Source organism: Xanthomonas euroxanthea (assembly GCF_903989455.1).
Classification (GTDB): domain Bacteria; phylum Pseudomonadota; class Gammaproteobacteria; order Xanthomonadales; family Xanthomonadaceae; genus Xanthomonas; species Xanthomonas euroxanthea.
Genome location: NZ_LR861803.1, coordinates 501,930 through 527,042, shown reverse-complemented (window position 1 = coordinate 527,042; position 25,113 = coordinate 501,930). Strand labels below are relative to the sequence as shown.

Sequence of the window (25,113 nt, the reverse complement as noted above, 5' to 3'; positions counted from 1 at the left end):
GGCGTCCCTACGGGTCCGCCACAGCCCAACGGCGCACATCGCGGCGGCGTGCAGAACGGCAGCGCGCCCTGCAGCGTGCCGATGTCATCGGCGCTTCATTGGCTGCGGGCAAGCTGGGCGCCTCGCAGGACCGCCGCCATGACCCCACGCAAGACCGAGCTCGCCCTCACCGCGCTGCAATCGCACCGCAGTCCCCTCACCTTGCTGCAGCGACGCGCGCTGATCCTGGCAGACGGGCAGCGCGATCTGGCAACCCTGGCAGCACTGCTGGGCGGCGACGGCGCCGCGTTGGTGCAAGGGCTCTGCGCGATGGGCTATCTGGCCTTCGGCACGCCTGCAGGCGACGCGACAACGCCACTCGCGCCCCCGGCCGCTGCGCTCGCTCCCGTCGTTGCGGGCGATTGCGTGCCGCCGCCAGCTGCACCACCGAGCGAGGAGGACCTGCAACGCCAGCGTCGCCGCGCGGCCACCAACGCGCGGCTGTACCTGCTCGACATCCTGCAGCTGCAACGCAACCCGGTGGCCGTGGTGCTGCACCGGCAGCTGCACGCCGCACGCACCGAAGACACCATCAGCGCCGCCATCGCCGAGGCGCTGCGCGCGTTGCCGCAGATCACCTCGGCGAGCTATGCCGAGCGCGTACGTGCACGGATCGGCGAACTGCTGCCGGATGCGTTGCAGGCTGCCTGATCGGGCAACTGAAACCGACATGGCGTGGATGGCATGATCGGCCAGCGGCAACGGATGCCTTGCAGTTGGCGTGATCCGACAATCGCAGCCGGTACCGTGCAGGCTGCTCGAGCGCACGCCTGCGACTGCTGCGTTGCAGACGGCACGTTTCCGACAACCACGCCTCTGCCGTGCCGTACTGCCTGCTCAGCCCCCCCGGCTGGTGGCCTGAGCTACGGTGCATCACCTGACCTGGGCACCTGGAACGCTGCGCGCAAGCCGGACCAGCACTGCTGGTAGTCGCCCTGCCGATGCGCAGCCTGCAAGGCCTGCTGCGTGGGGCGCAGCACCGCGCGCGTTTCGAACATGAAGGCCATGGTGTCGGCGATCACGTCCGGGCGCGTCAGGTCGGCATGCGAGGCCTTGTCGAAGGTCGCCGCATCCGGGCCGTGCCCGCTCATGCAGTTGTGCAGCGAGGCACCACCGGGCGCGAAGCCGTCAGCCTTGGCATCGTAGACGCCGTGCACCAGCCCCATGAACTCGCTGGCCACATTGCGATGGAACCACGGCGGGCGGAAGGTGTGCTGCGCCACCAGCCAGCGCGGCGGGAAGATCGCGAAATCCATGTTCGCCGTGCCATGCGTGTCGCTGGGCGAGGTCAGCACGGTGAAGATGCTCGGATCCGGGTGATCGAAGCTGATCGAGCCGATGGTGTTGAAGCGGCGCAGATCGTAGCGATACGGCGCGTAGTTGCCATGCCAGGCCACCACGTCCAGCGGCGAGTGGCCGATGTCCGCGCGCCACAGATGGCCCTGGAACTTGGCCACCAGTTCGAACGCGCCTTCGCGCTGCTCGAAGGCTGCATGCGGCGTTTCGACATCGCGCGCATTGGCCAGCCCGTTGGAGCCGATCGGCCCCAGGTCGGGCAGCCGCAGCAATGCGCCGAAGTTTTCGCAGACATAGCCACGCGCGTAGCCATCGGGCAGCTCGACACGGAAGCGCACGCCGCGCGGTATCACCCCGATCTGCTGCGGCTCCAGTTCCAGCACCCCGAGCTCGCTGTGGATGCGCAGGCGCCCCAGCTGCGGCACCAGCAACAGCTCGCCGTCGGCATCGTAGAAGAAGCGATCGTGCATGGAGGCATTGGCCGCATACAGATGCACGGCAACGCCGGACATCGCTTCCGGCCCGCCGTTGCCGGCCATGGTGTAGAGACCATCGACGAAGTCGGTTGGCGCCGACGGCAGCGGCAACGGGCTCCAGCGCAGTTGATCCGGCGGCACCGGGCCGCGCCCGAAGTCGTTGTGGAAGTGCGTCTGCGCGATCAGCGAGAACGCGCCATGCACCGCCGCCGGGCGGATGCGATACAGCCAGCTGCGCCGGTTCTCGCTGCGTGGCGCGGTGAACGCGGTGCCGGACAACTGCTCGGCATACAACCCGTGCGCCACGCGCTGCGGCGAGTTCTGCCCCACCGGCAAGGTGCCGGCCACCGCCTCGGTGGCGAACGTGTTGCCGAAACCGGTCATGTACTGCGGGGTGTTATGCATGGCATGCGTCCGGATCTTGGCCCTCCCTCCCCGGATGCAGAAGGTTGGGATTGAGTTGAATCAGGCCTTTCCTACCGAAGAAGAGCTAAGGCCTGGCGGATTAAGCCCCTCTCCTCGTGGGGAGAGGGGCTTTAACGACGTGCGTCTTCGTTACTTTGTGTTGTCGGAAAAACACCTTGCCTGAGCGCGCTTGATTGCGACCACTTGCCGCCCGCTTCGTTGGATCCGTACCGGAACCACATCCGACGTTACGGGCAGCCAGGCTGGACATCGCAACACTTTGCACCACTCAAACCCGCACCGACCCAGTTAACCGCACCAACCACAAATCCCGAATTCCGAATCCCGAACAGCGAATCCCCAATCCCCGCCCTCAAAGCACCCCACGCTTCATCTGATCGCGCTCGATGCTCTCGAACAGCGCCTGGAAGTTGCCTTCGCCAAAGCCCTCGTTGCCCTTGCGCTGGATGATCTCGAAGAAGATCGGGCCGATGCAGTTGGTGGTGAAGATCTGCAGCAGCTTGCGCTGCTTGGTGTCCACATCCGCATCGATCAGGATCTTGTTGCGCCGCAGGCGTTCGACATCCTCGCCGTGGTCGGGGATGCGCAGGTCCACCACGTCGAAATAGGTGTCGGGCGTGTCCAGGAATGTCACGCCGGCCTCGCGCATCCTTTCCACCGAGCTGTAGATATCGTCGGTGAAGCAGGCGATGTGCTGGATGCCTTCGCCGTGGTAGGCGTCCAGATACTCGTTGATCTGGCTCTTGGGGTCGGAGGACTCGTTGAGCGGAATGCGCACGATGCCGTCCGGGGCGGTCATCGCCTTGGACACCAGGCCGGTCTTGGCGCCCTTGATGTCGAAGTAGCGGATCTCGCGGAAGTTGAACAGGCGCTCGTAATAGTCCGACCAACGCTGCATGTTGCCGAAGTAGAGGTTATGGGTGAGGTGGTCGATGAAGGTCAGCCCGAAGCCGGCCGGGTGCTGGTCGGCGCCTTCGATCGGCTCGTAGTCGGCGTCGTAGATGCTGCCCGCATCGCCGTAGCGGTCGACCAGATACAGCATGCAGTCGCCGATGCCCTTGACCACCGGGGCCGGCACGGCGCGGGTGTCGGCCTTGTCCTGCACCGCTTCGCCGCCGTTGCCCAGCACGGTCTGCAGCACCGTCTCGGCCGGGGTGCGGAAGCGGATCGCAAAGCCGCAGGCGCTCGGGCCGTGCGCGGCGGCGAAATCGGCGGCAAACGAATCGGGCTCTTCGTTGAGCAGGAAGTTGACCCCGCCCTGGCGATAGACGGTAATGGCGCGGCTGCGGTGACGCAGCACCGCGCTGAAGCCCATCTTGCGAAAGTAGTCGTGCAGCTGCGCCGCCTGGCCGGCGGGCGCGGCGAATTCGACGAACTCGAACCCGTCGATCCCCATCGGGTTGTCGAAGGTGGTGACCTGCATGCCCAGGTTCGGGCGGGTTGCGGTACTGCTCGGTTGTGCGCTCATCGTCGTTTCTCCACGCTAGGCCGTCCGCAGGGCTATGCGGGGTGGCAGAAGACCCGCGAGAATGCGCAGGCCACCCAAGGTTTGTAGTTGCAAATGAAACCAAAATCAAGACACAGTGCAACATGAGCGATCTCGACGCCCCTACCCCGCCGCCACATCCTGTGCTGCTCAACCTCGAGCAGTTCCTGCCGTATCGCCTGAGCGTGCTGTCCAACCGCATCAGCAGCAATATCGCCAAGGTCTACGGCGATCGTTACGGCATGGCCATTCCCGAGTGGCGGGTGATCACCATCCTGGCGCTGTATCCGGGTTCCTCGGCTAGCGAGGTCTCCGACCGCACGGCGATGGATAAAGTTGCAGTCAGCCGCGCCGTGGCGCGCCTGCTGGAGCGCGGCTTCATCCGCCGCGAAACCCATGGCGACGACCGCCGCCGCTCGATGCTGGCGCTGTCGCCGGCCGGGCGCCAGGTCTACGAGACCGTCGCCCCGCTGGTCAACGAGATGGAACAGCGGCTGATGTCGGTGTTCAGCGCCGAGGAACAGCAGATCCTGGAGACGCTGATCGACCGGCTGGCCAAGGACGGGCTGCCGCGCATGGCCGGCAAGGAATGATGCAAAAACCCCCGCAGTTGCGGGGGTTTTTGCATGCCACGGCAACGACGGGTCAGGCCTGCGGCGGCGCCCACTGCTTGAGGAAATCGAACAGTTTCCTGCGGTCGAAGCCCTCGCCCTTGCGCAGTTCCGGGCCGGACTGGGTGGTCAGCAGCTTGCCGTCGTTGTCCAGCACCAGCAGCGACGGATAGTCGTTGAGCTGGGCGAACTGCGACAGGAACGCGGCGTTCTCGTTGGTCGCATCGCGATTGACCTTGACCACCACGAAGTGCGCATCGCGGAAGCTGCGCAGCTCCGCATCGCCGCCCATCAGCTCGTCCAGCGCCTTGCACGGCTCGCAGGCCGCATTGCCGACGTTGAGCACGATGCGCTTGCCGCCGCGCTTGGCCTCGACCTTGGCGGTCTCCAGATCCGCAGCCGGATCGCGCGAGGGGTCGTACTGCGCATTGAGCGCCGCCGCCGCAGCGATGTCCGCCGCGGTGGGCGTATTGCCCGAGGACACCGGCTGGCTGGGGTCGGCGCTGGGCGGCTTCTGCATCGAGGTGTCCAGCGGCCGTGGCGCCTCCTGTTGCTCGGTGGGCTGCCCGCAGGCGCTCAACAGACCTGCCAGCAGCAGGCCACAGACAGTGGGTTTGATCGGCATTGCAGTTCTCCTCACTTCACACCATGCATCAGTTTGTTGATCAACGGCGCGATCAGGAACAGCACCGCGCCAGCGCCCAATAGCGCCCAAAACCCGAAGGTATACCCGCTCAGGGCCGAGGACACGCTCATCCCTTCGCTTCCGCTGACATGCCCGGCAAAAATGCCCGACAGGTTGTTGCCGATGCCGGTAGACAGAAACCAGCCGCCCATTCCGAAACCGACCAGACGCACCGGTGCCAGCTTGGTCACCATCGACAGGCCGATCGGCGACAGGCACAGCTCGCCCACCGACTGGATCACGTACACCATGAACAAGGTCCAGAACGGCACCTTGCCAGCATCGTTGACCAGGCTCGACAGTGCAAACATCAGCAGCAGGAACGCCAGGCCGTTGAACAGCAGACCCAGGCCGAACTTGCGCGGAATCGACGGATTGAAGCGGCCGGCCTTGACCCAGATCCAGGCGATGATCGGCGCCAGGGTGATGATGGCAATCGAGTTCACCGACTGGAACCAGGCGGTCGGGAAGGTCCAGTCGCCGAAACCGCGGTCGACGATATTGTCGGCCAGGAAGGTGAACGAGCTGCCGGCCTGTTCGAAGAACATCCAGAACAGCACGTTGAAGGCGAAGATGATCAGCATCGCGATCACCTTGTCGCGCTGCACCTTGCCTTCGCGGATGCCTTCGACCAGCAGCATCACCGACAGGCCGACGAACAACACGGTCAGCACGATCTGCAACACGTCTGCACCGACGGCGAGCAGGAGGTACACCACCGGGATCGCCAGCACGCAGCCGACCAGCACCATCAGCACCCGGCCGATGCCCTGCGCGTTCGGTGCCGGTGCGCCGATGCCCTTGAGCTGCGCGCGGCCGATCCAGAACCACACCAGGCTGATCAGCATGCCCGCGCCGGAGGCCATGAACACCATCTTGTAGGACGGCATGGCCTGGGTGCCGAACACCTTTTCAGCCAGCAACTGGGTCAGCACCGGCGAGATCATCGCGCCGAGGTTGATGCCCATGTAGAAAATGGTGAAGCCGCTGTCGCGGCGCGGATCGGCCACCGAGTACAGCTTGCCGACCATGGTGGAGATGTTCGGCTTGAACAGCCCGTTGCCCACCACCACGGTGGCCAGGCCGATCTCGAACATGGTGTGGTCGGGAATGGCGATCAGGAACAGGCCGGTGGCCATGACGGCCGCACCGACCAGGATCGAGCGTTGGTAGCCGAGCACGCGGTCGGCCACGTAGCCGCCGAAGATCGCCGCCGCATACACCAGCGCCAGATAGGCGCCATAGGTGCGTCCGGCCGGCGCCTGGCCGGTGGCATCGCCGCTGAAGAACTGCGCCACGATGTACAGCACCAGCGCCCAGCGGATCCCGTAGAACGCGAAGCGTTCCCAGAATTCGGTCATGAACAGCATCCACAGCGGCCGGGGATGGCCGAGCAGCGTGGGAAACTCGGGCGGTGCAGGCGGCGGCGGGGTGGCGGAAGTCGGCGCGGTAGCGTCAACGCTCATGGAATGTCCCTTGCGTATTCAGGAATGGCTGGGTGCCCAGGGCGTACCCCGGGAGACGCGCGAGGATCACTTAGACGTCATGTACGCGTCAAATTCGCAGCACTCCTCGACCTGATGGCGGCCACTGGAGCGCCACCGGCCTCAACTCCAGCGAGCCACTACCGCCCCGCCCGCTTCCGCTGGCCCGCTCAGCCGTTCTCCGGCTCATCGCGGCCACCCTTCATCGGCGCACGGCTTTCCACGCCCACCGACGTGCGCACGTCGAACAGCTCCGGGAAGAAGGTCAGCGCCAGCGCCTGCTGCAGGAATCCCACGCCGCTGGAGCCACCGGTGCCACGCTTGAAGCCGATCACCCGCATCACCGTGCGCATGTGGCGGAAACGCCATAGCTGGAACTGGGTTTCCACATCGACCAGGTCCTCGCACAGCGAATACTCGCGCCAGTAGCGGTCGGTGTTTTCGTAGATGCGCTCGAACACCGGGCGCAGGCTGTCGTCGGCCACATGCGCGCAGGTCCAGTCGCGCCCCTGGTATTGCGGCGGGATGGCATGTCCGAAGCGCGCCAGGTAGCGCAGGAATTCCTCGTACAGGCTGGGCGCTTCCAGCACCTGGCGCAGGCGCGCCTGCCCCTGCGGGTCGTACGCGAACACCTGCAGCATCTGCGGGTTCTTGTTGCCCAACAGGAACTCGATATAGCGGTACTGCAGCGACTGGAAGCCGGACGAGGGCCCCAGCACGTCGCGAAACCCCATGTACTCGCTCGGGGTGAGCGTCTCCAGTACCGACCACTGTTCGGTGAGCTGGCGCAGCACCTGCTTGCTGCGCGCCAGCACCTTGCGGCACTGCCAGACCTGGTCGTTCTGCAGGTGCACCATCGCCGCGCGCAGCTCGTGCGCCAGCAGCTTCAGCCACAGTTCGGAGGTCTGGTGCTGGATGATGAACAGCATCTCGTCGTGGTGCGCCGGCTCGGACAGGGGCTGCTGCGCCGACAGCAGCTGGTCCAGCCGCAGGTAGCCGCCGTAGGTCAGCCGCCCCTCCAGATCGGTATGGATGCCGGGTTCCAGGTCACGCAGGTTCTTGTCGACGGGCATGGCAGCGCAGATGGATCGGGCCGGTCAGGGTAGCTCAGTGGCGGGGATTGGGGATTGGGGATTGGGGAATCGGGAGCGGAGATTGGATATCGACGGCCTGGCGGCTGAGGGAGGCGCTGGAGGCTGGGTCTTCGACACGTGATCTCCGGTGTGTGTCGCATCGTTCTACCGTGCAGACCTTCTGGCTGGACCGACGCCCTTCCGGATTACTCCTTGTGCAGCGCGCGGCCTCCCTGCATGTCGTTGCAGCGCGCCTGCATGGCGCTGTAGCGAGCCTTTGCCGCAGCGCCCGATCTGACTGGGTGACCGGCTCACGCGGGCAGCCTGACAACGCGGTGGCGTACGCGACTGGTACTTCACACCTGAAAAAGCCAACCGCTTTCGACTGCGCAGTCGCAGCAACTGCGCCGGTGTCACCGTATCGTCAACCTAGGTCTGCAAATTCATGCAGAATCGAACGGCGCTGCCGGCCAGGGACGTGGCCGGACCAGGGGAGCGTTTCACGTCTCACGGATCAGGGGACTCTCATCTCATGCATGTGTTGCAGCGTCGTGCAGCCTTACTTGTCTGTGCGCTGGCGGTTGCCGGCCACGCCAACGCCCAGGTCGTCATCAGCCAGGTCTACGGCGGTGGCGGCAACAGCGGTGCCACCTTCCGCAGCGATTTCATCGAGCTGCACAACATCGGCAGCACCACGGTCAGCCTGGATGGCTGGTCGGTGCAGTACGCCTCTGCCGCCGGCAGCAGCTGGCAGGTCACCCCGTTGGCGGGCAGCGTTCCGGCCGGCGGCTACTACTTGGTCAAGCAGGCCGACGGCAGCGGCGGCAGCGTTGCGCTACCCACGCCCGATGCCACCGGCACCATCGCCATGGGCGGCGGCGCCGGCAAGGTGGCGCTGAGCAACAGCGCCTCGGCGTTGAGCGGCGCCTGCCCCACCGGCAATGCCGATCTGGTCGGCTATGGCAGCACCGCCAGCTGCGCCGAAGGCAATGCGCCCACCCCGGCGCCCAGCAATACGCTGGCGGTGCTGCGCGGCGGCGATGGCTGCACCGACACCGACAACAACGCGGCCGATTTCGCCACCGGCACGCCGGCTCCGCGCAACGCCGCCAGCCCCGCACGCCTGTGCAGTGGCGGCGGCCAGCCGATCGCCACGCTGGCCGATGTCAGCCAGGCCGAGGGCAACAGCGGCAGCCGCAGCGTTGTGTTCACGCTGAGCCTGAGCCAGCCGGCCGGTGCGGGCGGGGTGAGCTTCACCGCGGCCACCGCCGATGGCACCGCCGTCGCTGGCAGCGACTATGTCGCCCTGCCCGCGTCCAGCGTCCGGATCGCCGCCGGCGAGCGCAGCGCCAGCATCAGCGTGGAGGTGCTGGGCGACACCACACCCGAGCCCGACGAGACGTTCGCGCTGCGGATCAGCGGCCTCACCGGCGCGTTGCCGGCCACGCTGAGCGCCACCGGCACCGTCCTCAACGACGACTTCAGCCTGCTGCCGATCCACGCCATCCAGGGCAAGGGCGCACGCTCGCCGCTGGAAGGCCAGGTGGTCGCCACCTCGGGCATCGTCACCGCCCGTCGCAGCGCCGGCTTCTTCCTGCAGGCAGCAGATGCGGAAACCGATGGCGATGCGGCCACCTCCGAAGGCGTCTACGTCTACACCGGCAGCGCACCGCCGGACGCCGCTGCCATCGGCAACCGGGTACGCGTGCAAGGCACGGTGATCGAATACGTGCCCACCGCCGACCCGACCCAGCCGCCACTGACCGAGATCGGCGGCAGCCTGACCGTGCTGCTGGATTCCACCGGCAATCCGTTGCCGATGCCGGTGGCGTTGAGCGCGAACTTCCCCAACCCGAACGGTGCCTTTGATCAGCTCGAAGCGCTGGAAGGCATGCGCGTTACCGCCGCCAGCCTCACCGTCAATGCGCCCACCGGCGGCAACGTCAACGAAACCAACGCCACCGCCACCAGCAATGGCGTCTTCCATGCGGTGGTCACCGGCGTGCCGCGTGCCTTTCGCGAGCCCGGCGTGCAGTTGCCCGATCCATTGCCGGCCGGCTCGCCTGCCGGGGTGCCGCGCTGGAACACCAACCCGGAAGTGATCGCGGTCGGCAGTGCCGGCGTCGGCGCCGAGCGTCTGGACCTGGCATCGGGCTGCGTCCTGCAGGATGTCACCGGCCCGCTGGACTACAGCTTCCGCCGCTACACGCTGTATCCGGAACGCACCCCGCAGGTGAACTGCAACGGTGCCGACCAACCGCGCCCGGCACCGCTGCCGCAGGCCGACGACGTGGCCGTGGCCACCTACAACATGGAGCGCTTCTTCGACGACCAGAACGACCCGGCGACCGGCGAGCCGGTGCTCACCCCGGCCGCATTCCAGGCCCGCCTCAACAAGGCCTCGCTGGCGATCCGCAACTACCTGCACACGCCCGACATCCTGGGCACGGTGGAAGTGGAAAGCCTCGGTGTGCTGCAGACGTTGGCTGCGCGCATCAACGCCGATGCCATCGCTTCCGGCCAGCCCGATCCGCAGTACGTGGCCTACCTGCAGGAAGGCAACGACGTCGGCGGTATCGACGTGGGCTTCCTGGTCAAGACCGCTGCGGTGTCGGCCGGCGTGCCGCGCGTGGAAGTGGTGTCCGTCGCCCAGGAAGGCAAGACCACCACCTGGACCGAACCGGGCGGCGCGGTGAGCCTGCTCAACGATCGCCCGCCACTGGTGCTCAGTGCCAAAGTGCACCAGGCCGATGGCCGCGTGCTGCCGCTGACCGCCATCGTGGTGCATCAGCGCTCGCTCAACGGCGCCGAGACCGACGATGCGGCCGGCACCCGCATCCGCGCCAAGCGCCAGGCCCAGGCCGAGTACCTGGCGCGCCTGCTGCAGACGCGCCAGCAGCTCGACCCGGCCGAGCAGGTGCTGGTGATGGGCGACTTCAACGCCTTCGAGTTCAACGACGGCTACGTGGATGCGATGGGTACCGTCACCGGCAAGCCGGCGCCGGATGCGCAGACCGTGGTGGGCGGCGATGGCGTGGACCTGGTCAACCCGGACTACACCGACCTGACCTGGTTCAACACGCCCGACCAGAGCTACTCGTACGCCTTCGACGGCAACGTGCAGTCGCTGGACCACATCCTGGCCAACGAGGCGCTGATGCGCGCACCCAACATCGCCTCGCTGTCGGTGGGCCATGCGCGCATCAATGCCGACTTCCCCGGCACCGCGCGCAACGATGCCAATACGCCCACGCGCTTGTCCGACCACGACCCCACCGTGGTGCTGTTGCGCATGACCAAGCAGGTGAACGCGGACGTGCAGGTGGCTGTCACCGCCGCGCGCGACCAGGTGGTCGAAGGCGAGCACATCGACTACACCGTGGATGTAGAGAACCGAGGGCCGGATCGCGCGCCGTTCACTGCGCTGGCGTTGGTATTCGACCTGCCGGCACGGGCGCGCCTCACTGCCCCGCCGGGCTGGATCTGCCAGAACCAGACCAATGCCACGCAGACCACGTTTACCTGCAATATCCCACTGCTTGCGGCGGGATCTGCGCAGAGTTTTGCAGTGCAACTGGATGCCGGCACGGACCTGGCCGGGCGCACCCTGACCCTGGCCGCCTCGGTCGCCTCGCAGTCGCCCGACCCGCAGCCGGACAACAACACCGACACCGCTGCCGTTGTGGTGCAGGCACGGCCGCAGCCGCGCAGCGACCTGGCGGTGCGGTTCGACGGCCCGGCCAGCCTGCCGACAACAGCGTTCAGCGCCAGCTACCGCGTGCTGCTGGACAACGTCGGTGCCGCGCCGGCGCAGCGTCCCGGCTTGGTGATCGAAGGCAATACGGTGTCTGCGCTGTCGCAGCTGGTGCCGCCGCAGGGCTGGCGCTGCGACAAACAGGTGCAATCGCTGCGCAATGCCCGCTTCGTGTGCAGCAGCGCGGCGGTCGTGCTGCCGGGCGCGCAGCTGGCCTTCCAGTTGACCGTGGCAGCCAGGCCGATCCCTGCCAACGGTGCCATCCGCGTGCAGGCCAGCGCCACATCGACCTCGCCCGATGCCAACCCGGCCAACGATTCGGCGCTGATCGTCACCCCGATCGGTGGAGGCGCCGACCGCCGCTGATCGCAGTGCACCACGTCGCAATTCTGTACTGCGACAAAGGGCGCGGCCTGGTCCGCGCCCTTTTTTTTGTGCAAGCCAGCATCATTGTGTGCTGCGGTGCAGGACAGCTTTTTGCTGTGTGGTCCTTAACATCGCAACTCATATCATTTGAAACTTCTTGGTGAAGGTGTCGCCGCAATGAGCGTAGCCGCGCAGTTCGAGATCGAATATCTGCAATACATGGACGCGGACGGCCAGATCGTCCGCGACGACCTGCCGGCCGACGCCGCCAACCCGCAACAGCTGCTCGCCCTGTTCAAGCGCATGCTGTTCGTGCGCACCTTCGACAGCAAGTCGGTCGCGCTGCAGCGCACCGGCAAGTTGGGCACCTATGCGGCCTGCCTCGGTCACGAAGCCACCCACGTGGGCATCGGCGCGGCGATGCGCAGTGGCGATGTGTTCGCGCCCAGCTATCGCGAGTACGGCACCATGTTCGAACGCGGCGTGCGCCCGCGCGATGTGCTGCTGTACTGGGGTGGCGACGAACGCGGCAGCGACTATCCGCGCGATGCCGATGCGGCGATCGACTTCCCGATCTGCGTGCCGATCTCCACCCAGTGCCTGCATGCAGCCGGTTCGGCGCTGTCGTTCAAGCTGCGGGGCAAGCCGCAGGTCGCGGTGGCCTGCTGTGGCGATGGCGGCAGCTCCAAGACCGACTTCTATGCCGCGCTCAATTCGGCCGGTGCCTACAAACTGCCGCTGATCCTGTGCGTGATCAACAACGGCTGGGCGATCTCGGTGCCGCGCTCGGCGCAGACCGGTGCGCAGACACTGGCGCAGAAGGGCCTGGCCGGCGGCCTGCATTGCCTTCAGGTGGATGGCAACGATCTGATCGCGGTGCTCGAGGCGATGCGCCAGGCGCGCGCGCGCGCATTGGCCGGCGACGGCGGCACGGTGATCGAGTTCCTGACCTATCGCCTGTCCGATCACACCACCGCCGACGATGCGCGGCGCTACCGCGGCGAAGAAGAGGTCAAGCAGGGCTGGGCGCGCGAGCCGCTGCTGCGCCTGCGCCGCTATCTCACCGCGCAAGGCCTGTGGGACGAGGCGCAGGAAACCGCATGGAAGGCCGAATGCGGTGCGCGCGTGGACGCAGAGGTCAATGCCTATCTCAACACCCCGGTGCAGCCGGTCGAAGCGATGTTCGATTACCTCTACGGCGACCCGCCGGCCGAGTTGCTGGCCCAGCGCGCCGAGGTGATGGCGCAGGAGGCCCGTCATGGATGAGCTCAACCAGTCACACCTGGCTGCGACACAGCAGCAGGCCAGTGCCCCTTACAACGCCGCAGCCACGCGCGGAGAGAGTGCCATGAGTTCGCCCATCACCCTGATCGAAGCCATCACCCAGGCGCTGGCCTGGGAGCTGGAACACGACCCTGCGGTGCTGGTGCTGGGCGAGGATGTCGGCGTCAACGGCGGCGTGTTCCGCGCCACTGCCGGCCTGCAGCAGCGCTTCGGCAGCGAGCGGGTGCTGGACACGCCGCTGGACGAAACCACCATCGCCGGCCTGAGCGTCGGCCTGGCCGCGCAGGGCATGAAGCCGGTGGCCGAAGCGCAGTTCGACGGCTTCGTGTATCCCATGGTCGATCACCTGATCTGCCATGCCGCACGCCTGCGCAACCGCACCCGCGGCCGCCTGCATTGCCCGATGGTGCTGCGGGTGCCGTGGGGCGGCGGCATCCGCGCGCCGGAACATCACAGCGAAGCCAACGAGGCCATCTTCACCAACGTGCCCGGCCTGCGCGTGGTGTTGCCGTCCTCGCCGCAGCGCGCCTATGGGCTGTTGCTGGCCGCGATCCGCGACCCGGATCCGGTGATCTACATGGAGCCCAAGCGCATCTACCGCCAGTACAAGGAAGTGGTCGCCAACGATGGCGAAGCGCTGCCGCTGGATGTGTGCTTCGTGCTGCGCGACGGTACCGACGTCACCCTGGTCACCTGGGGCGCGCAGGTCAAGGAAGCGCTGGAAGCGGCCGACAAGCTCGCCGGCGAAGGCATCAGCGCCGAAGTCATCGACGTGGCCACGCTGCGCCCGCTGGACTTCGACACCATCGCCGAATCGGTGGCCAAGACCGGCCGCTGCGTGATCGTGCAGGAAGCCCCGCGCACCGCCGGCTTCGGTGCGGAGATCGCCGCGCAGCTGGCGGAAAAATCGATGTACGACCTGCTCGCACCGGTCGAACGCGTCACCGGCTACGACACGCATATTCCGCTGTTCCGGCTGGAAATGAAGTACCTGCCGAGCGTGGAGCGCATCGTCACCGCCGCCCGTCGCGCGGTGGCTGCCGGCTGACATGCGCGCCCGTCTGCTCTGCGATTACCGCGCCGCGTACGCCAACCCGATCCGCTTCCACGCTGGCCAGCACGTGACCATCGGCGTGCGCGACGAGGAATGGCCGGCCTTCGCCTGGGTCAACACCGGCGACGGCCATGCCGGCTGGGCCCCGGTGGCCTGGCTGCGCCCTCTGGGCGACGGCCAGGCCGAAGCCCTGCGCGACTACGATGCACGCGAACTCGACGCCCAACAGGGCGAGGACGTGTTGCTGCATTACGAACATGGCGGTTGGTGGTGGTCCGAGCGTGCCGATGGCATGCAGGGCTGGCTGCCGGCTGCCGACCTCGAACTCCTCGACGACACCATGCCGCCGCTGCCTGCGGCGCAAGAGAACCTGCCATGAGCGAAGCCAAGAATTTCCACCTGCCCGACCTGGGCGAAGGCCTGCCCGATGCCACCATCGTCGAATGGTTCGTCAAGGAAGGCGACAGCGTGCGCCTGGACGATCCGCTGGTCTCGATGGAGACCGCCAAGGCGGTGGTCGAGGTGCCCTCGCCGTTCTCCGGCACCGTGACCAAGCTCGCCGGTGCCGCTGGCGATGTGATCGTGACCGGCGCGATGCTGGCGCAGTTCACGCTGGACGCCTCGCAGCCGCAGCGCGCCGACGGTCAGGACACCGGCCACTCGCATGGCCCTGCACCCACGCACACGCCCAGCACCGGCGACAGCGCGGCCGGCCCGACCGCGCGCGTGGTCGCCTCCGACAACGGTGGCGAGATCGCCGACGCCGACGCCAGTGGCCAGAGCGAGCGCGACGACGCCGGCACGGTGGTCGGTGCGATGCAGAGCTCCAACGCCGTGCAGAGCGAACAGGCGATTGCCGTCGGCGGCGTGCGCGCGATGCCGGCGGTGCGTGCGCTGGCGCGCAAGCTGCGGGTGGACCTGGCACAGGTGCGCGCCACCGGCCCGGACGGCACGGTGACGATGGCGGATGTGAAGCAGGCCGCAGCCGCGGGCACCGCACGGCTTTCAGCCGGCGCGCAGGGCGTGTCGACCTCATCGGCCAGTGGCCGAGGGACCGCCGCTGGCGGCGGAGCGACCGCAGGCAACAACGCGCACCAGTCAGACGGTAGCGTGCATCCTTCGGACAACAACGCGAACCATTCGGATGGCAACGCGCGTTCCCTTCTCCCGCCTGCGGGAGAAGGTGCCCGCAGGGCGGATGAGGGCACCACCGCCCGCTCGTCGCTGTCGGCCAGCGGCAAGCCGATGCGTACCCAATCGCCCGGCACCAGCGTCAAGGGCCAACCCGAACAGCTCAAGGGCGTGCGTCGCAACATGGCGCGGGTCATGGCCGATGCGCACAGCAAGGTGGTACCGACCACGCTCAACGACGATGCCGACATCCACGCCTGGCAGCCCGGCAACGACGTCACCGTGCGCCTGGTGCGCGGCATCGTGCGTGCCTGCCAGGCGGTGCCGGCCCTCAACGCCTGGTTCGACGGCGAGGCACTCAGCCGCACCCTGCACCCCCAGGTCGATATCGGCATTGCGGTGGATACCGAAGAAGGCCTGTTCGTGCCCGCGCTGCGCAATGCCGACATGCTGGACGCGCACGGCATCCGCGAGAGCGTCAACCGGCTGCGCCAGCAGGTGGAAACCCGCAGCATCGCCGCGTCGGAGCTCAGCGGCTACACCATTTCGCTGTCCAACTTCGGCATGTTCGCCGGCCGCTACGCCACTCCGGTGGTGGTGCCGCCATGCGTGGCCATCGTCGCCGCCGGGCGCGCGCGCTACCAGCTCACCCCGGTGATGGGTGGGGTGGAAACCCACAAGGTGATGCCGCTGTCGCTGACCTTCGACCACCGCGCCGCCACCGGCGGCGAAGCTGCGCGTTTCCTGCGTGCGCTGCTGGACGATCTGGCGCTGGCCAACTAACCCGCGGACAGCAAGACGGCCGCGTCCACCGCCACGTGGGCGCGGCCGGGCTTGTGGATCTCATCCGCACGCGGCCAAGTCGGCGCTTGCAGTGCACGCGCTGCTTGGGGACCGTTGGCGGTAGGCCACCATGTCGCCATCCATGGATGAAGTCACGACGTGTCACACGATCGGTTGAGGGCGCCGCTCGGTGAGGGCACCGCGCAGTCGACCCACCGTTTTTTTTCAAGCATCTGACCGCGGCGGAATGACGCCTTGGTCGAAGTATTGGTCGCTTTATGTGTCGTGCCCCGATGAGGCTTGAACACTGCGGATGGGTCAGTTGCAGAGCAGCCGATCTGCGGGTTTTCTGCAGGGCCCTCGCCTGCCCACCGACGCAGTGCCCGCGGCGGCCCCGCATGGGTCTCACCGACCATTGCAGTGCAAATGCCTGGATAATCGGTCCATGTCATTTGCCCATCTTTCGCTGTCGCCGCAGCTGCAGCCATTCTTCGACACCGCGCTGGCACGCGCCGGCCACCACACGCCCACGCCGATCCAGCAGCAGGCGATTGCGCCGATGCTGCAGGGCCGCGATCTGATTGCGATGGCGCAGACCGGTTCGGGCAAGACGCTGGCCTATGCGCTGCCGCTGCTGCAGCAACGCTGCCTGGCGCCGGATGTTGCCCCGCGCGTGCTCGGCGCGCTGGTGCTGGTGCCCACGCGCGAACTCGCCGCGCAGGTCGAAGACACCTTGCGCCAACTGGCCGCGCATCTGCCGCGGCGGCTCAAGATCGTTGCGGCCACCGGCGGCAGTTCGATCAATCCGCAGTTGCTTGCCCTGCGCGGTGGTGCCGATATCGTGGTCGCCACGCCCGGCCGGTTGCTGGACCTGATGGATCACAACGCGCTGCGCCTGGGTGAGGTTGCCACGCTCGTGCTGGACGAAGCCGACCGCCTGCTCGAACTGGGCTTCGGCGCCGAGCTCGATCGCATCCTGGCCCTGCTGCCGGCGCAACGGCAGAGCGTGCTGTTCTCGGCCACGTTTCCGCCCGGCATCGCCTCGCTGGCCAAGCGTCGCCTGCGCGACCCGCTACGCATCACCGTTGATGCCACCCCGGAAGCTGCGCCTGCGATCGAACAACGCGCGATCGCCGTCGACGCCGGCCAGCGCACGCAGCTGTTACGCCACCTGCTGCAGGAGCATGGCTGGTCGCATGTGCTGGTATTCGTCGCCAGCCGGCACACCGCCGAGAAAGTTGCCGAAAAACTCACCAAGACCGGCATCAACGCGCAACCGCTGCATGGCGAACTGAGCCAGGGCCGCCGCGAGCGTACGTTGCATGCCTTCAAACAGCGCGAGCTGCAGGTGCTGGTGGCCACCGATCTGGCCGGGCGCGGCATCGATATCGATGCGCTGCCGGCAGTGGTCAATTACGACCTGCCGCGCTCGACGGTGGACTACACCCACCGCATCGGCCGCACCGCGCGCGCAGGCGCCAGCGGCCTTGCGATCAGCTTCATCACCGCAGAGAGCCAGCCGCAATGGCGCCTGATCGAAAAACGCCAGGGCCTGCGCGTGCCCACCAGCGTGGTTGCCGGTTTCGAGCCGACCCTGGCGGCAACTGCGCCTGCGACGCAGACGCCAAATGACGGCGCGCGCGCTCCGGACGACAACGGCGGCATCAAGGGCAGGCGGCCGAGCAAGAAGGACAAGCAACGCGCAGCGGCGGCGAAGCAGGCTGGCAAGCCCGACTGACAGCGGGAAGTGCCACCTGACGCGCTGTCGTCACGCGAAGGTGGACGGTGCGACGATGCCTCAGTCCTGCTCGAAATCCAGCTCGCCGCCAGGCGCGTTGTCGCCATCCGCACGCGGGGTACGCTTGCCGGGCTTGCGCAGGATTTCCACGAAGAACTGTTCGCCACCTTCGCTGGTGAGCGCATTGATCGAGCGGATCAGCTCGGCCGGCGGCAGCGGCGCGGCACTGGCCTCGTCCGCCCCGAAGCGCATGTCGAAGTCCCAGTAATCCGCGCCTTCGGGCAAATCCTTGCGGCGCTCGCGGCGGATGTACTTGCGGATATCGTGCTTGCTGGACTCCAGCAGACGATCGCGGTTCTTGCCTTCGAGGTTGAGCTGATAGGTCTTGCGCATGGCGACATCGGTTGGGAACTGGCCGCCTATTGTGAGGCCATGCGGCCAGTCTGGGTGAATCGCCGGCCATTGGCGTGGACCGAGCAGGCACCTGCGTGTGCATGCGCTCGATTGCGTGGTCGCGTTCGTGCCGGGATGCACGCCGATGCCAGGCAGCACCATGTGCAAGCTTCTGCCACCTCAATTCGTCATCGCGCACACGTGCATCAGCCGCAGTCCCTCACCCCACCGTTGCCGTTGCCGGCGCCAGCGCTTGCGTGCCCGCGACGAACGCCTGCTCGGCCGCAATCACCTCATCGGCGTGGTCCTGGCACCAGTGCAGCAGCGCCATCATCGGCGCTTCCAGGGTGTCGCCCAAGGGCGTGCGCCGGTATTGCACGGCCACCGGAGACGAGGAAATCACTTCCCTGCTGATCAAGCCGATCCGCTCCAGCCGCCGCAGCGCTTCGGTCAGCGACTTGTGCGTCACCCCGTCCAGTTGCCGCTTGATCTGATTGAAGCGCGTCGGCCCGTTGCACAGCACCGTCATGATCATGATCGACCACTTGTTGGCGATCGGCTCCAGCACGGTGCGGATATCCGAGATGCGATAGAGGTCGCAGGGCGCAGCGGTTTCCTCGGCCATATCTAGTTACCTCAAAGTGCGTAATTGAAACTAAGTATAGGATGGATATCATCTCGCCGGTACTGAAAACCGACTGGACGCGGTATCGCCGCGTCCAATCCCGTATCGACAACCAGCGAGAAACTGTCCATGTCAACGAATGAGCTCCACGGCAAAGTGGCCCTGATTACCGGCGCCTCCAGCGGCATCGGTAGCGCAACGGCCAAGAAACTCGCAGCGGCAGGAATGAAGGTGGGCCTTGCCGCACGTCGCATCGACCGGCTGCAGGCATTGAAGGCAGACATCGAGCAGGCGGGCGGCCAGGCCGTCGTGCTGGAAATGGATGTCGCCAGCAAGGACTCGGTCACAGCCGGCGTCGCAGCACTGATCGCCGCTTATGGCGCCATCGATGTGCTGGTCAACAACGCCGGCATCATGCCGCTGTCCAGCATCGATGACTTCCACACCGACGAATGGGAACAGATGATCGATGTCAACGTGAAAGGCGTGCTCAACGTGGCCGCCGCGGTGCTGCCGCAGATGATCAAGCAGCATTCCGGCCATGTCTTCAATACTTCCTCGATCGCCGGGCGCAAGGTCTTTGGCCAGGGATTTGCGGTGTACTCGGCAAGCAAGTTTGCGGTGACCGCGTTCACCGAAGGCCTGCGCATGGAAGTCGGCAAGAAGCACAACATCCGCGTCACCAGCATTCAGCCGGGCATCGTTGCAACCGAGCTTCCGGCACAGACCACCAGCGCGGAATATCAGGCAATGATGGCCGGTTATGCCGGCACGGTTCGGATGCTGGATCCGATGGATATTGCCGACACCATCCTGTTCGCAGCGCAGGCACCGGCGAACGTCAATATTGCCGAAGTGTATGTGTTACCCACCGACCAGGTGTAACCGATGCTCGACCACTCCATGTAGCCGGCTCCCCGGCGGCATGGGGCACGCAACGCTTCGGAGCAGCTAGCAAAACCCCTGTGCGCACCGCCACCCGGGCGTGGTCGGTGCTCGAAATCGGTGCGTTGGTCATCGCTCGGCACGCGGTTGACCTAGCCGCCGCTGCCGAGCGGTGAGGGGTCGCCTCACATGGGTGGGGCGACACACGCAAGGCCGGCGATGGACAGGCAGTGCGTGGCGACTGCAGGCACCCCCCGCATCTGCCCGGCGACGCGCAGTGTTTGTCGATGCGCAAGGTGTCACGCATCCACCCGCAGGCGCGCTACGTGCGTCAGCTCAGCCCAAGCTGCTTGCGCAAACTGCCATCCACCGCACTGGCGGGCATGAACCGGCGCAATTTGCTCAGCAGCGATGCCTGGCCGGGCGGGGTGCGACGCATGCGCCACTTGCCCAGTGCGGCCTCCACCACGGTGGTGGCCACGTCCTGCGGTCCCGGCGCATTGTCGATGTAGCCGGTGACCGCACGGCCGACCATGTCACGTTCGCGGTCGTACTCGGCGATGGTGCTCTGCACTACCGGCGAATTGCTGCCCAGGCTGGTCTTGGTGTACGCCGGCTCTACCAGCGTCACCCGGATGCCGAACTGGCGCAGCTCGTGGTCCAGCGTTTCCGACAGCCCTTCCACCGCGTGCTTGGAGGCGGCATACACCCCCATGTACGGTGCCGGCAGGAAACCCAGCACCGAGCTGACATTGACGATGCGCCCCCGGCGCTTGTCACGCATGTGCGGTGCCACTGCCTGGACCGTGCGCAAAATGCCCAGCACGTTGGTATCGAACAGCACGGCAGCTTCTTCGGGGCTGGTTTCCTCCACTGCGCCGATAAGGCTGCTGCCTGCGTTGTTGACCAGCACATCGATGCGGCCGCTGCGGCCGACAATACCGTCGACGGCGCGCCGCACCGAGGCAGCGTCGCGGATATCCATCTCGACCAATTCCACATTGGCCAGCGGCGCGGCGCCGGAAAGCGCGCGCACGCTGCCGTAGACGGTGCAGCCGCGCTGGGCGAAGCGCTCTGCGGCAACGCGGCCGATGCCGGAGGACACACCGGTGATCAGCACAACGGACTGCTGTTGCATGGTAATTCCTTTATCTATGAGGGAAGAGCGGCCGGCCAGGTGCGCAGCCGTTGGCGGCGCGCGGATCGAACGCGAGGATGACAAGCGCCCTGTAGCGAAAGGCGACGGCAGCATGGCCGCCGTCGCCCATGGCACTCAGGCGTGCTGCGCAACCGCCGCGGTGCTGCTGCCGTTGCCGGTATCGGGGCGGATCTTGAACCAGATCGAATACATCGCCGGCAGGAACACCAGCGTCAGGATCGTGCCGGCCAGGGTGCCGCCGATCAGCGTGTAGGCCAGCGTGCCCCAGAACACCGAGTGCGTGAGCGGGATGAACGCCAGGATCGCCGCCAGCGCGGTCAGGATCACCGGCCGGGCGCGCTGCACGGTGGCTTCCACCAGGGCATGGAACGGGTCCAGACCCTCGGCCTCGTTGTGGTGGATCTGCCCGATCAGGATCAGCGTGTTGCGCATCAGGATGCCCGACAACGCGATCAGGCCCACCAGCGCATTGATGCCGAAGGGTTGCTGGAACAGGATCAAGGTCGGCACCACACCGATCAGGCCCAGCGGGCTGGTCAGGAACACCATCACCATCGCCGAGATCGAGCGTACCTGCAGGATGATGATCAGCAAGGTGGCCGCCAGCATGATCGGGAACAGCGGCAGCATCGCGGTGGTCGCCTTGCCGGATTCCTCGATGGAACCCGCCTCCTTGATCTGATATCCGCTGGGCAGCTTTTCGATGATCGGCTGCAATTGCTTGGTGATCACGGCCGAGACATCCGGCGGCTGCAGCTGGTCATCGACATCACCGCCCACGGTGATCGTCGGCACGCGATCGCGGCGCCGCATGATCGGCTCTTCCATCCGCACATCCACCTTGCCCACCTGCGCCAACGGCACGCGCTGGCCATTGGCGCCGGCCAGGGTGAAGTCGGCGATGCGCGCCGGATCGAAGCGCGTGTCGCCGGCCGAACGCGCCATCACCTGCACGCTGCGGATATCTTCGCGCACCAGCGTGACCGGCACGCCACTGAGCAGGAACTGCAGCTGCTGGGCCACGGCGGTCGAGGTCAGCCCCACTGCCTGCAGGCGGTCCTGGTCCAGGGTGAAATGCAGCGTGGGGGTGCGCGTGCCCCAGTCGGTGTTGACGGTACGCAGCATCGGGCTGTCCTGCATCACCTGCCTGACCTGCGCGGCGATGCCACGCAACACCTGCGGGTCCGGCCCGCTGACCCGGTACGCCACCGGGAACTGCGAGTACGGGCCGAAGGTGAGCTGGGTGACACGCACGCGTGCTTCGGATGCGAGGCCTTCGGAAATGGCCTTGCGCAAACGCAGCTTCAATGCATCGCGCTGGTGCTGGTCATCGGTGCGGATCACGATCTTGGCAAACGACGGGTCCGGCAACTCCGGGCCCATGGCCAGGAAGAAGCGCGGCGCGCCCTGCCCGATGTAGGCGGTGACGATCTTGGCTTCGTCCTGCCTGGCGAGCCAGGCTTCGACCTTGGCAGTGGCCGCGCTGGTCTGGTTGATCGAGGTTCCGTACGGCATCTGCACTTCGACCAGGACTTCGGGGCGATCGGAGATCGGGAAGAACTGCTTCTTGACGATGCCCATGCCAACGATCGCGAGCACGAACAGCCCCACCACCGAGCCGGCCACCAGCCATTTGCGCGCGATGACGCGCCCCAGCGCAGCGCGGAAGCGGTTGTAGCGCGGCGTGTCGTACATCGCGGCGTGGCCGCCTTCGATCTTCTTCAGGTCCGGCAGCAGCTTGACGCCCAGATAAGGCGTGAACACCACCGCCACCACCCACGACACGATCAACGCAATGCCCACGATCCAGAACATGTTGCTGGTGTATTCGCCGGCGGTGGAGGCGGCAAAGCCGTTCGGCATGAAGCCGACCGCGGTCACCAGCGTGCCGGACAGCATCGGCGCGGCGGTATGGCTCCACGCATAGGCCGATGCGGCGACGCGGCTGTAGCCTTCCTCCATCTTCACCACCATCATCTCGATGGCGATGATGGCATCGTCCACCAACAGGCCCAGCGCCAGGATCAACGACCCCAACGTGATGCGGTCGAAGTTCTTGCCGGTGGCCAGCATCACCACGAACACCGCCGCCAGCGTCAACGGCACCGCCGCCGCCACCACGATCCCCACGCGCCAGCCCATGCTGACGAAGCACACCAGCATCACCACCAGCAATGCGACGAAGAACTTGGTCATGAACTCGCCGACCGATGCGTCGATGTTGACCGCCTGGTCGGTGACCTTGCTCAGGGTCATGCCCAGCGGCAGCTCGGCATTGATCGCGCTGACTTCGCTGTCCAGCGACTTGCCCAGATCCAGCCCGTTCCAGCCATCGCGCATGATGATGCCCAGCAACAACGCCGGCTCGCCGCCGCTGCGGATCATGAAGGTGGACGGATCCTCGTAGCCGCGCTTGACCGTGGCGATATCCGACAGCTTCAGGGTGCGGCCCTGCACCACCAGCGGGGTGTCGCGAATCTTCTGCAGGCTGTCGAGCGCACCATCCAGGCGAATGAACACCTGCGGCCCGCGCGTTTCCACCGAACCTGCCGCATTCAAGGCGTTCTGCGCATTGAGCGCGGCAAACACGTCCTGCGGGCTGATGCCCAACGTGGCCAGGCGCTCGTGCGAGAACTCGACAAAGATGCGCTCGGGCTGTTCGCCGATGATGTTGACCTTCTTGACGCCCGGCACATGCAACATGCGTTGGCGCAGGGTCTCGGCATCGCGCGCGAGCAGGCGTTGCGGCTCGCCCTTGGCCTTGAGGGCGAACAGCGCGAAGGTGACGTCGGCATATTCGTCGTTGACCATCGGCCCGATCACGCCGGCCGGCAGGTTGCCGACTTCGTCGCCCACCTTCTTGCGTGCCTGGTAGAACTGCTCCTGCACCTGGCTGGGTGGCGTGCTGTCCAGCAAGGTCAAGGTGGTGAACGCGAGGCCGGGGCGCGTATAGGTTTCGCTGCGGTCGTACCAGCGCAGTTCCTGCAGGCGCTTTTCGAGTTTCTCGGCCACCTGGTCCTGCATTTCCTGCGGCGTGGCACCCGGCCAGGCAGTCACGATGGTCATCACCTTGACGGTGAAGGCGGGATCTTCGGCGCGGCCCAGCTTGAGAAATGCGACCAGGCCGGCCAACGAAATCAGGAAGATCAAAAACAGCGTGATCGAGCGCTCGCGTACCGCCAGTGCCGAGAGATTGAATCGGCCCTCGCTCACGGCTGCGCTCCTGCCGCGGACGCGGTTTTGGCGACGGTCGCGCTGCCATTGGCAGGCGCGATCGTGTTGGCGACCCGCACCCGCTCGCCGTCGCGCAACAGGTGCGCGCCCAGCGCCACGATGCGCTCGCCACGCCCCAGCTTGCCGGCGACATTGGCATGGTCATCGTCCAGGCCCAGCACGGTCACCGGCCGCCAGCTCACCCGGGTCGGGTTGCCGGCGATGACCCACACGCCCGGCCCCTTGCCGGCATCGAACACCGCGGCCAGCGGCACCTGCAGGCCGGCCTGGGTGCCGGTGGCGGTGCCGGCAGGCACGCGGACGCTGACGGTGGTGCCCAGCGGCGCCTGCGCCAGCGCGCCGTTGAGCACGTACCGCGCCTCGAAGGTGCGGGTGAGCCGGTCTGCGCTCTCGGAAAGCTGGCGCAAGGTGGCCGGCACGCTGACCGCAGCGTTGCCGAACAAGGTGGCCTGGGCCACCGAGCCAACCTGCGGGCGCAGGGTTTCCGGCAACTGGATCACCGCCTCGCGCGGCCCGGCATGCGCCAGGCGCACCACCGGCTGCCCGGCAGCAACCACCTGGCCCGGCTCGACCAGGGTCTCCATCACCACCCCGTCGGCATCGGCCAGCAGGTCGGTATAGCGATTGGCATTGCGCGCCACATCGGCCTGGGCCTGGGCGGCGCTCAGCTGCGCCCTGGCCGCATCGGCGGCCGCCTTGATCTGGTCGTAGGCCGAGGCGGAGATGGCGCCGGTGCCGCGCAGGTCGCGATAACGGGCTTCATCTTCGGCGGTCTGCAGGGCACGGGCGCGGGCAGCGGCCACCGCGTCCTGCTGCGCACGCGCGGCCAGTTGCAGGTCCACCGGGTCGATGCGCATCAGCGGCTGCCCACGCTTGACGCGCTGGCCGGCATCGACCAGCCGCTCGGATACCTTGCCGGCGACGCGGAAGCCCAGGTCGCTCTGCACCCGCGCGGCGACGGTGCCGGAGAAACTGCGCGCGCCTGCGTCGGCGTACGCGACAGTGGCCACCCGGACCAGCGGCGCGGCGGTCCGCGGGTCAGCAGGAGCATTGCCTCCGCAGGCGCTCAGCGCCAGCGGCAGAACACACAGTAGGGCGAAGGGAATCGGGAGGCGCGGCAGCATGGTCGTC

Annotated in this window: 19 protein-coding genes; 9 read left to right on the top strand and 10 right to left on the bottom strand. The window is 66.8% G+C overall.

Features of this window, described 5'->3' with window-relative positions; translation table 11 throughout:
* The first annotated feature begins 138 nt into the window (after window positions 1–138).
* Window positions 139–690: a hypothetical protein gene (locus H7A86_RS02215; RefSeq protein ID WP_119130642.1), complete on the top strand. Its 552-nt coding sequence runs from the start codon at window positions 139–141 to the stop codon at window positions 688–690.
* Between the two features lie 212 nt (window positions 691–902).
* Here the strand turns inward: H7A86_RS02215 and hmgA are convergent, their stop codons facing one another.
* The gene (gene hmgA / locus H7A86_RS02210; protein ID WP_119130365.1) at window positions 903–2,216 is read right to left on the bottom strand and encodes a homogentisate 1,2-dioxygenase; all 1,314 of its coding nucleotides are present in this window, start codon (window positions 2,214–2,216) and stop codon (window positions 903–905) included.
* Between the two features lie 373 nt (window positions 2,217–2,589).
* Window positions 2,590–3,705: a 4-hydroxyphenylpyruvate dioxygenase gene (gene hppD, locus H7A86_RS02205; protein ID WP_180708008.1), complete on the bottom strand. Its 1,116-nt coding sequence runs from the start codon at window positions 3,703–3,705 to the stop codon at window positions 2,590–2,592.
* Window positions 3,706–3,827: 122 nt separating this feature from the next.
* Between hppD and H7A86_RS02200 the strand changes: the two genes are divergently transcribed.
* Entirely contained in the window at window positions 3,828–4,316 is a 489-nt protein-coding gene (locus H7A86_RS02200) for a MarR family winged helix-turn-helix transcriptional regulator (RefSeq protein WP_119130361.1), read from the top strand.
* 52 nt (window positions 4,317–4,368) lie between these two features.
* Here H7A86_RS02200 and H7A86_RS02195 read toward each other — a convergent pair whose 3' ends face one another.
* From H7A86_RS02195 to H7A86_RS02185, 3 genes are all read right to left on the bottom strand, one after another.
* Entirely contained in the window at window positions 4,369–4,959 is a 591-nt protein-coding gene (locus tag H7A86_RS02195; protein ID WP_104583472.1) for a thioredoxin family protein, read from the bottom strand.
* Between the two features lie 11 nt (window positions 4,960–4,970).
* Window positions 4,971–6,485, bottom strand: coding sequence for a peptide MFS transporter (locus H7A86_RS02190; protein ID WP_104583471.1), 1,515 nt, complete (start codon window positions 6,483–6,485; stop codon window positions 4,971–4,973).
* Window positions 6,486–6,673: 188 nt separating this feature from the next.
* The gene (locus H7A86_RS02185) at window positions 6,674–7,576 is read right to left on the bottom strand and encodes a tryptophan 2,3-dioxygenase (protein ID WP_119130359.1); all 903 of its coding nucleotides are present in this window, start codon (window positions 7,574–7,576) and stop codon (window positions 6,674–6,676) included.
* Window positions 7,577–8,108: 532 nt separating this feature from the next.
* On the opposite strand from H7A86_RS02185, the gene H7A86_RS02180 reads away from it, so the two are divergent.
* The 6 genes from H7A86_RS02180 to H7A86_RS02155 all read left to right on the top strand — a co-directional run bounded on the left by H7A86_RS02180 (window position 8,109) and on the right by H7A86_RS02155 (window position 17,686).
* Window positions 8,109–11,696, top strand: a complete 3,588-nt coding sequence (locus H7A86_RS02180) for a lamin tail domain-containing protein (RefSeq protein WP_119130357.1) — start codon at window positions 8,109–8,111, stop codon at window positions 11,694–11,696.
* A gap of 177 nt (window positions 11,697–11,873) precedes the next feature.
* A complete protein-coding gene (pdhA, locus tag H7A86_RS02175) occupies window positions 11,874–12,962 on the top strand; it encodes a pyruvate dehydrogenase (acetyl-transferring) E1 component subunit alpha (protein WP_104649134.1) in 1,089 nt (362 codons plus the stop codon).
* Window positions 12,955–14,028, top strand: a complete 1,074-nt coding sequence (locus H7A86_RS02170) for an alpha-ketoacid dehydrogenase subunit beta (protein WP_164739271.1) — start codon at window positions 12,955–12,957, stop codon at window positions 14,026–14,028. The genes pdhA and H7A86_RS02170 overlap by 8 nt, the downstream gene beginning before the upstream one ends.
* A gap of 1 nt (window position 14,029) precedes the next feature.
* Window positions 14,030–14,413: an SH3 domain-containing protein gene (locus H7A86_RS02165; RefSeq protein WP_119130355.1), complete on the top strand. Its 384-nt coding sequence runs from the start codon at window positions 14,030–14,032 to the stop codon at window positions 14,411–14,413.
* Window positions 14,410–15,948 (top strand): dihydrolipoamide acetyltransferase family protein, encoded by a 1,539-nt coding sequence (locus tag H7A86_RS02160; protein WP_119130353.1) that lies wholly within the window; start codon window positions 14,410–14,412, stop codon window positions 15,946–15,948. The genes H7A86_RS02165 and H7A86_RS02160 overlap by 4 nt, the downstream gene beginning before the upstream one ends.
* 445 nt (window positions 15,949–16,393) lie before the next feature.
* On the top strand, window positions 16,394–17,686 hold the full coding sequence (locus tag H7A86_RS02155) for a DEAD/DEAH box helicase (protein WP_119130351.1): 1,293 nt from the start codon (window positions 16,394–16,396) through the stop codon (window positions 17,684–17,686).
* A 60-nt stretch (window positions 17,687–17,746) separates the two neighbouring features.
* Here H7A86_RS02155 and H7A86_RS02150 read toward each other — a convergent pair whose 3' ends face one another.
* The gene (locus tag H7A86_RS02150) at window positions 17,747–18,079 is read right to left on the bottom strand and encodes a DUF6172 family protein (protein ID WP_104649192.1); all 333 of its coding nucleotides are present in this window, start codon (window positions 18,077–18,079) and stop codon (window positions 17,747–17,749) included.
* Between the two features lie 220 nt (window positions 18,080–18,299).
* Window positions 18,300–18,704 carry a winged helix-turn-helix transcriptional regulator gene (locus H7A86_RS02145; RefSeq protein WP_104649130.1) on the bottom strand — a complete coding sequence of 135 codons (405 nt, stop codon included), beginning with the start codon at window positions 18,702–18,704 and terminating at the stop codon, window positions 18,300–18,302.
* Window positions 18,705–18,860: 156 nt separating this feature from the next.
* On the opposite strand from H7A86_RS02145, the gene H7A86_RS02140 reads away from it, so the two are divergent.
* Window positions 18,861–19,589 (top strand): SDR family oxidoreductase, encoded by a 729-nt coding sequence (locus tag H7A86_RS02140; protein ID WP_232099193.1) that lies wholly within the window; start codon window positions 18,861–18,863, stop codon window positions 19,587–19,589.
* 331 nt (window positions 19,590–19,920) lie between these two features.
* On the opposite strand, the gene H7A86_RS02135 is transcribed toward H7A86_RS02140, so the two are convergent.
* The 3 genes from H7A86_RS02135 to H7A86_RS02125 all read right to left on the bottom strand — a co-directional run bounded on the left by H7A86_RS02135 (window position 19,921) and on the right by H7A86_RS02125 (window position 25,106).
* Window positions 19,921–20,727, bottom strand: a complete 807-nt coding sequence (locus tag H7A86_RS02135) for an oxidoreductase (RefSeq protein ID WP_119130347.1) — start codon at window positions 20,725–20,727, stop codon at window positions 19,921–19,923.
* Between the two features lie 135 nt (window positions 20,728–20,862).
* Complete coding sequence (locus tag H7A86_RS02130; protein WP_119130345.1) at window positions 20,863–23,961, bottom strand: efflux RND transporter permease subunit; 3,099 nt, start codon at window positions 23,959–23,961, stop codon at window positions 20,863–20,865.
* A complete protein-coding gene (locus H7A86_RS02125; RefSeq protein ID WP_119130343.1) occupies window positions 23,958–25,106 on the bottom strand; it encodes an efflux RND transporter periplasmic adaptor subunit in 1,149 nt (382 codons plus the stop codon). Before H7A86_RS02125 ends, H7A86_RS02130 begins: the two co-directional genes overlap by 4 nt.
* Window positions 25,107–25,113: the final 7 nt, after the last annotated feature.